The 1185-nt window shown below is 63.1% G+C and carries 1 protein-coding gene; it reads right to left on the reverse strand.

Features of this window, described 5'->3' with window-relative positions; genetic code table 11:
- Positions 1-37 precede the first annotated feature (37 nt).
- A protein-coding gene (locus tag NS365_RS23925; RefSeq protein WP_153003919.1) for an IS630 family transposase occupies positions 38-1098 on the reverse strand; the annotation gives its coding sequence in 2 pieces (ribosomal slippage) (positions 38-618 and positions 618-1098; 1062 coding nt in all).
- Between the last annotated feature and the right edge of the window lie 87 nt (positions 1099-1185).

Below are 1185 nucleotides of genomic sequence, written 5' to 3' on the forward strand. Positions count from 1 at the left end.
TTGCCGGCGTCATAGGTGTATAACAGACAGGCACTGATCAGAACCGATGTGCCCAGTCGCGCATGCCGATGGAGATGATTTTCCAGGGCTGATTGACGAGCTTGTTCCAGGCCTCGCAGCAATGGGCGACGATATCGTCGTAGTCGATGAAGACGCGGTTGGAGAGCCAGTTGTCACGCATGAACTGCCAGACGTTTTCGACCGGGTTCAGTTCGGGCGCACGCGGCGGCAGGAAGAGCAGCGTGATGTTGGCAGGCACGACGAGCTTTTGCGTCATGTGCCAGCCGGCGCGGTCCAGGATCAGCACGGCATGGGCGCCGGGATCGACGGCGAGCGAGATCTCCGCCAGATGCTGGTTCATCGAGCCGATGTCGCAGTAGGGCAGGACGAGGCCTGCACCCTTGCCCTTCTTGGGACAGACCGCGCCGAAGATGTAGGCCCACATGGTGCGCTGGTCGTGCGGGGCAGACGGTCTCGTGCCGCGCCGGGCCCAACGGCGGGTCATCTTGTTCTTCTGGCCTATACGGGCTTCATCAGCCCACCAGAGTTCGATCTCGGTGCACGGCGGGAGCTTGGTCTGGATGGCCGCCAACTCGGCCGGGAAGCTTTTTTGAAAGCCTCCACCTCGAACTCGTTCTGCGCATAGTGGCGCGGACGGGCCGACAGCTTGGCAAAGCCGAGCGCCTTCAACTCGCGCCCGATCGTGGTCTCGTCCAGCGAGATGGCGAACTCCTCGAAGATCCACTGCACGAGATCCTTGCGCCTCCAGCGCACCACGCCGTGGACCGCCGGGATGGGGCCGCTCTCGACGATCTTCGCCAACGCAAGGCGCTGCGCCTCGTTGAGTTTGGAGGGACTGCCCGGCGCTTTGACGTTGACGAGCCCGGCTGGACCGCGATGGTTGAACCGCAGCACCCAGTCGCGCACGATCTGAAGCGTCACGCTGCCGATCCGGGCCGCATCGATGCGCGAGCCACCATCGTAGATCGCTGCAAGCGCCAGAAGTCGGCGGGTTTGGTTGGCGTCCTTGGTCTCCCGCGCCAGCCGGCGCAGGCCTGGACCATCAAAGTCGGTGCGAAGCGGAATGGGCGTCGCCATGGCAAACCTCCGTTTGCCATCATGATGCAGATCAAGAGGACGTGGGGAATCCCATACGAGCCAGAACCAACACCCGTTGGTATGACG

It is taken from the genome of Aureimonas ureilytica, from assembly GCF_001475935.1.
GTDB lineage: Bacteria > Pseudomonadota > Alphaproteobacteria > Rhizobiales > Rhizobiaceae > Aureimonas > Aureimonas ureilytica_A.